The sequence below is a fragment of the Sporolactobacillus mangiferae genome (genome assembly GCF_023336505.1).
GTDB lineage: Bacteria > Bacillota > Bacilli > Bacillales > Sporolactobacillaceae > Sporolactobacillus > Sporolactobacillus mangiferae.
In genome coordinates this window covers 46,254-52,619 of record NZ_JAMAST010000018.1, presented here as the reverse complement: position 1 = coordinate 52,619, position 6,366 = coordinate 46,254, and the positions used below count along the sequence as shown (strand labels likewise).

Annotated in this window: 6 protein-coding genes; 4 read left to right on the top strand and 2 right to left on the bottom strand. The window is 41.0% G+C overall.

Annotated elements, in window-relative coordinates:
* Positions 1–169: 169 nt before the first annotated feature.
* Entirely contained in the window at positions 170–1,090 is a 921-nt protein-coding gene (locus tag M3N64_RS12000) for a branched-chain amino acid transaminase (RefSeq protein ID WP_249102583.1), read from the top strand.
* Positions 1,091–1,286: 196 nt separating this feature from the next.
* Here M3N64_RS12000 and M3N64_RS11995 read toward each other — a convergent pair whose 3' ends face one another.
* Positions 1,287–1,700 carry a DUF2871 domain-containing protein gene (locus M3N64_RS11995; RefSeq protein WP_249102582.1) on the bottom strand — a complete coding sequence of 138 codons (414 nt, stop codon included), beginning with the start codon at positions 1,698–1,700 and terminating at the stop codon, positions 1,287–1,289.
* 143 nt (positions 1,701–1,843) lie between these two features.
* On the opposite strand from M3N64_RS11995, the gene M3N64_RS11990 reads away from it, so the two are divergent.
* The 3 genes from M3N64_RS11990 to plsX all read left to right on the top strand — a co-directional run bounded on the left by M3N64_RS11990 (position 1,844) and on the right by plsX (position 5,203).
* Positions 1,844–2,743, top strand: coding sequence for an ABC transporter ATP-binding protein (locus tag M3N64_RS11990; RefSeq protein ID WP_249102579.1), 900 nt, complete (start codon positions 1,844–1,846; stop codon positions 2,741–2,743).
* Positions 2,736–3,980, top strand: a complete 1,245-nt coding sequence (locus tag M3N64_RS11985; RefSeq protein ID WP_249102576.1) for an ABC transporter permease — start codon at positions 2,736–2,738, stop codon at positions 3,978–3,980. Before M3N64_RS11990 ends, M3N64_RS11985 begins: the two co-directional genes overlap by 8 nt.
* A 209-nt stretch (positions 3,981–4,189) precedes the next feature.
* Positions 4,190–5,203, top strand: a complete 1,014-nt coding sequence (plsX, locus tag M3N64_RS11980; RefSeq protein ID WP_249102575.1) for a phosphate acyltransferase PlsX — start codon at positions 4,190–4,192, stop codon at positions 5,201–5,203.
* A gap of 139 nt (positions 5,204–5,342) precedes the next feature.
* Here the strand turns inward: plsX and metA are convergent, their stop codons facing one another.
* Positions 5,343–6,251 carry a homoserine O-acetyltransferase MetA gene (gene metA, locus M3N64_RS11975; protein ID WP_249102574.1) on the bottom strand — a complete coding sequence of 303 codons (909 nt, stop codon included), beginning with the start codon at positions 6,249–6,251 and terminating at the stop codon, positions 5,343–5,345.
* Positions 6,252–6,366: the final 115 nt, after the last annotated feature.

Here is a 6,366-nt window from a genome sequence, read left to right as displayed (position 1 = left end):
ACCCGGTTTTCCTAAACTTGCAATCTTTGTCTCTGCTTTCCCAATAATTATTTCATTTTTTGGAAATATTATTGATTTTTTATGTTATTATATACGTACACAAAAAAAGGCAGATTTTTACCATAAGAACTTGAAAATCTGTTTATATCAGAATCTAGGAGGAGTTTACATGTCAGAGGCGTATGTTTATTATCAGGGGAAAATTGTTAAAGAGGACGAAGTTAAGATCAGTGTCCGCAGTAAGGCGTTTAACTATGGTCTTGGTGTGTTTGAAGGCATTCGTGCCTATTGGGATGACGAAACACAGCAACTGTATGGCTTTAAGCTGAAAGAACATTATGAAAGGCTGAAACAGTCAGCCAAGACCGTTAACCTCGACTTCGATTTTTCTGTAGATGACCTTATTAAAGGAACGATTGACTTACTGAAGGCAAATGAATGCAGAACGACTACATACCTCCGCCCAATCGTTTATAATGATGCTCAGGACATCGGACCTACATTGGATGGAAAAGATGTAAAGGTGGTTATCTATACACAGCCACTGAACAAATATGCGGGTAAGACTGAATTAAGCGTCGGCGTTACCTCCTGGAAAAGAATCTCAAACAACCAACTGCCACCACGCACAAAAGCGACGGCTGCTTATATGAATTCCGCACTTGCCGCACTGGAAACAAAACGTGCCGGATTTGATGAGGCCATATTCCTTACTGACGGTGATCGTGTATGCGAAGGATCCGGAGAAAATATTTTTATCTTCCGTAAAGGAAAGCTGGTCACGCCACCTCCTGCTGACAACATTCTTGAAGGCATTACACGTGATCTTGTTATGAAGCTTGCCAGAGAGGAACTCGGCTTGGCAGTGGAAGAGCGCAGTATTTCAAGATCTGAACTCTATGTCGCCGATGAAGTGTTTTTCAGTGGGACCGCAATGGAAGTGACCCCTATTGTTGAAGTGGATCATCGGACCATTGGTTCCGGTCATGAAGGAGAAGTATGCCGCCAGATCAAAGATCTGTTCTTTGGCCTAACAGTTGGCCGCAATTCAAAATATGCGGAATCATGCACTCCGGTTTATGATAAATAATTTTTGAACAGCATCAATTTTTTAAAACAGAAAAGGCATAAAAAGAGAGTGATTCTCTTTTTATGCCTTTTTTCTTATACTATAGAAAGTTTAAAATTCAGCGGATTATTATATCAGTGCAACGGCGGTCTTGCCTTCGCCCGAGGCCTGGCAAAGCCAAGTTTTCTGAAAATCATTCATGTGGAGCTTTTACAGACTATGCATGATCATTCTCGAACAATGCATCTTTGAGAATCAGAAAAAAGAGAATGAGCCCGATTGACAAAATAATATGGCCCATGCCCGCAAGACCCGCAATTGCTGGTCCTGAAGTAATGCCAAGGACATCCAGGGTTCCGTGAACGGCCATCATACCAATTGTCCAGATAACGCCAGTGTTGTAAATCCAAAAGAAAAAGGAGAATCTCTTGTTTTCACTAAGGAGAAATAACTTTTCAAGAGCAATCAGGATCAGAAAAAAGAACATACCTAAGATCAGTAAATGTGTGTGCAGGATTGCGAGCATTGTATCACCGCTGAAATGTGTTATTTTCGTGATTTCACGATAATAGATCCCCGACACAAGACCGGCAACCATGTAAGCAAGTGCAGATACATACAACTTTTTCATCATAAGTTCTCCATACAGTATAAATCACTCAATTTTATTATATCGTTTTCCCGGAAATTGAGCAGCCGGTTGCATCGATAGAACATAGCTTGGTAAACTGGTTATGGAGATCGTGAATAAGTTGAGTAAAAGTGAGGGGAAAAATGACACTTATTGTTGCGCATTTAACCAAAAGTTTTCAAAATTTCCTGGCTGTAGATAATTTGAACTTTATTGCTGAACAAGGTGAGATCTTTGGCTTGATCGGCCAGAATGGTGCCGGGAAAACCACCACATTTCGCATGATTCTGAATCTGCTCGCACCGTCATCAGGTACCATTAATTGGTCAGGTCAGTCGATTCATGCATTGGAACGGGATCAAATAGGCTATTTGCCTGAAGAACGTGGTCTCTATCCAAAAATGAAAGTTGAAGATCAATTACTGTTTTTTGGGAGGTTGCGTGGTCGGTCAAACCACGAACTTAAGCACGATATAGACCATTGGCTTGAACGTTTTGAACTGACAGACAAACGCAGGTCACTTACAGAAACACTGTCAAAAGGAAATCAGCAAAAAGTTCAATTAATTGCAAGTCTGATTCATAAACCACGGTTATTAATTTTAGATGAACCATTCAGCGGCCTTGATCCGGTAAATGCAGGTCTGCTGAAAGAAGCGATTATTTCATTGAAACAAAAGGGCACGGTGATCATTTTTTCAAGCCATCGGATGGATCATGTCGAAGAACTTTGCGATCATATCTGTCTTCTAAAAAAAGGAAAATCCTTATTCTCCGGAGCCATTATTGATTTAAAAAAGCAGTATGGGAAAATAAATTTGACCGTCCGCGGACCATACAGTGAAAAAGAACTCAGATCACTTCCGGGTGTTGTTGAAATCACGCGAAAAAAAGATCTTTTTCGTCTGCGATTAAGCAGTGAAGAGGAGGCGCGGCCAATTTTTCAGGCGCTTGCCAAAGACGGGTTTATTGAACGATTCAGTTTGGATTACCTGTCACTTGAAGAATTATTCAAACGAAAGGTGGCCGGTGCCGATGAATAAATTCATTCTTCTTTTTTCACAGTCGTATACGAATAAATTAAAAACGAAATCATTTTTACTGACGACTCTGCTCCTGCTGGTGGGGCTGCTCTGCCTTTTTATGTGGCCTACAATCAGCAATTGGTTTTCATCTGAAGGAAAGCAGCTGAAAATCGCGATTTCTGATCAAACCCATTCAAGAACAGCAGCATATTTTCACAGTACCAATCAAATTCGTTTCACGTCATCAGCCCTTCCATATAATCAGGAAGAACAACGTGTTTTAAAGGGAAAGGAAGACGGGCTGCTTATTCTTTCCAGAAAACAGGATGGGTCACTGAAGGCAGAATTGAGAACCCAAAAACCACTTGAGCTGACCAATCAAAAAAATATTGAGGAGCAAGTGCGTACAGCAAATCGATTGTTTACCATCGAACAATTGAACTTGAATTCAGAACAGGTGCAGAAAATTATGAATCAGGAGATCGATCTGCAGCAGACAGTGCTTTCAAAAAATGATGCTTCTGGTAAAAGCAGTGCACAAAAGGCAACAGCAACCATTGTTTCATATGCGGTCGCTTTAATCATTTATTTATTTGTACTGTCCTATCTTTCGATCATTTCTTCTGAAATTGCAGCTGAAAAGGATTCTCGAATTATGGAGATTATCATATCCAGTACGTCTCCGATTGTACATCTGCTCTCACGTGTTTTCGGTACACTTTTTCTGGCAATGACTCAGTTTGCAATACTGATTGGCTCTGCTTTAATTATGGCTCGAAGCTTTCATAATGGAAAATACTGGACACAGATCAGTGACTTAATGGGCGGACTTACTCCTGGATACACAGTCTACGCGATCCTGTTTTTCTTGCTTGCTTGCCTGCTCTATACGCTTGTCGGCGCTGTACTGGGTTCACTCGTGAACAAAGTTCAGGATGTCGGGCAAGCGATGATGCCGGTCACAATGATGCTCATGATCGGATTTTTTATCGCTATCAGTGGCATGAGCAATCCGGACACACTATTAATTAAAATCTTCTCTTATGTACCATTTACTGCATCTATGATTATGCCCATGCGTATTGGTGCTACGGATATGGCATTATGGCAGGCATTTCTGTCTCTGATGTTGCTCTTCATAACAATCATAGGATTGTTTGTGTTCAGCCTTCGGTTTTATCGCGGCTCAGTGCTTACTTATGCAAGTGGTTCTTTTATAAAAAAAATAAAGCAGGCCATCCAGCTTTCCAAATAAAACGACAACGCCCGAGATTCGGATTTCTAAATAGAATCACAGGAACAAAATATTTTTTTGATGTATAAGTATGTTTTTTGAAACATAGTTTGGACAGATCACGTAATTAATGTTACAGTGAATCGATGATCGGTGATAAAATCAAATAAAGATGTTTTGTTTGGATTCAAGGCTGAAACAGCTTTCAAGATAAAAGGAGCGAGTAGACAATGAGGTTAGCGATTGATGCGATGGGTGGGGACTTTGCGCCAAAAGCGATGGTTGAAGGGACTTTGAAAGCATTAAAAGAATTCCCGGAACTTCAGATTACATTGGTCGGCGATAAAAACCAATTGGTAAATCTGCTTGGTGATCAGGATCGCATTGAGATTCTCCACACGACTGAAAAAATCGAGGGCACTGATGCGCCGGTTCAGGCAGTCCGGAAGAAAAAACAGGCATCAATGGTTTTAGCAGTTCAGGAAGTACGTGAAAAACGTTGTGATGCCGCTATTTCAGCGGGAAACACGGGGGCATTAATGGCCTCCGGCCTGTTCGGAGTCGGGCGAATTAAAGGGATTGATCGGCCGGCACTTGCCCCTACCTTGCCAACTATTCATCAAAATAAAGGATTTTTATTTTTGGATGTTGGGGCGAATGCAGAAACAAAGCCTGAAAATATGCTTCAATATGCAATTATGGGCGGCATTTATGCTGAGAAAGTGATGAATAGGCCCAATCCGAAGATTGGTTTACTGAATATCGGTGAAGAGCCTGGTAAGGGCAATGAACTGGTGAAAGAGGCCTATAAGCTTTTGAGCAATGCGCCCATTAACTTTATCGGAAATGTTGAATCACGCGAGCTTCTTGAAGGACCGGCAGATGTCATCGTTGCTGACGGATTCTCGGGCAACATGGTGCTTAAAAGCATTGAGGGAACGGCAATGTCGCTGATGAAACTACTCAAGGAGACATTGGGAGGGTCACTGTATACCAAAGTGCTTACAGGCCTTATGTACGGCAAATTAAAGGCGATTAAACAGCATATGGACACGTCTGCATATGGAGGTGCGTTGCTTTTCGGACTTGCTGCTCCAATCATTAAGGTGCATGGCGCTGCCAAAAGTGAAGCAGTGTATACGGCAATCAAACAGGCACAGCTGCTGGTCAAAGAAAACGTTGTTGGTACAATTGAGCATACGTTTCATGATAAACAGTACGACTGGGTGAATAGAAAAGCTTGAGTCCATAACTGTGTATTATGCATAAGAAGCTCGGACATTGCGTCCGAGCTTCTTTATGTTTGGCGTTGCTCATTTTCTCCATTTCGGAATGAAATTTTGCAATTTAATCTATGAAAAGAGAAAAGCAATATGCCTTTTGTTAATCCCACTGGTAAGGAGTTGCTTGATATACATAATAGTTCAGCCAATTTGAGAAGAGCAGGTGGGCATGCGAACGCCATGTGTTGATCGGTGTTTTTCCCGGATCATCATCAGGGAAGTAGTGTTTGGGCAAATTTGGATTAATCCCTTTTTTCAAATCGCGCTCATATTCCTGTGCCAATGTTCCCGTGTCATATTCTAAGTGCCCGGTTACCATGATCTGCTTTCCGTTATTTGCCAGAAGAATAAATGGACCAGCTTCTTCTGACCCAGAAAGCAACTTAATCTCTGAATGGGCATCCAGTGAGGAACGATCAAGATCAGTGTAACGCGAATGAGGTGCAAAAAAGCGATCATCAAAACCGCGTAATAATTTTTCTTTTGGTTCATAAATGGAATGCGTAAAAACACCGGATAATTTTTCTGGATAAGGAATTTTATTAATCCCAAAGTGATAAAATAACGCTGCCTGCGCGCCCCAGCATATGTGTAACGTCGAAGTAACGTTCCTTTTTGACCAGTTCATAATTTCCGTCAGCTCATTCCAGTAATCCACCTTTTGAAACGGATATTGTTCAACAGGAGCGCCGGTAATAATCATGCCGTCAAATTTTTTGTGCTTAATCTCTGCAAATATCGTATAAAATTGATCAAGATGAAGCGGACTTGTGTGTTTCGATTGATGTGTGGCTGTTCTCATAAACGTAACGTTGACTTGCAAAGGCGTATTTCCAAGGTGGCGAAGCAACTGAGTCTCTTCCATTTCTTTTTCCGGCATTAAATTTAAAATAAGTATATTTAAAGGACGGATATCCTGAGTTGTGGCACGATCTTCATCCATAATGAAGATGTTTTCTTTTTCAAGAATTTCACGCGCAGGAAGCAGTTTCGGAATTTTGATCGGCATAATATTAGTTCTCCTCATGGCATACTTGGTATTGTTATTATAATCTGTTTTTTTTAATCATTCTAGTTATCAGGAAAAATATTGATATGGAAAACGGATGATGTATTTCAATTTC

Coding starts and splice junctions, on each gene's coding strand:
- M3N64_RS12000 (WP_249102583.1), top strand. CDS start 170: ATGTCAGAGGCGTATGTTTATTATCAGGGGAAAATTGTTAAAGAGGAC.
- M3N64_RS11995 (WP_249102582.1), bottom strand. CDS start 1,700: ATGAAAAAGTTGTATGTATCTGCACTTGCTTACATGGTTGCCGGTCTT.
- M3N64_RS11990 (WP_249102579.1), top strand. CDS start 1,844: ATGACACTTATTGTTGCGCATTTAACCAAAAGTTTTCAAAATTTCCTG.
- M3N64_RS11985 (WP_249102576.1), top strand. CDS start 2,736: ATGAATAAATTCATTCTTCTTTTTTCACAGTCGTATACGAATAAATTA.
- plsX (WP_249102575.1), top strand. CDS start 4,190: ATGAGGTTAGCGATTGATGCGATGGGTGGGGACTTTGCGCCAAAAGCG.
- metA (WP_249102574.1), bottom strand. CDS start 6,251: ATGCCGATCAAAATTCCGAAACTGCTTCCTGCGCGTGAAATTCTTGAA.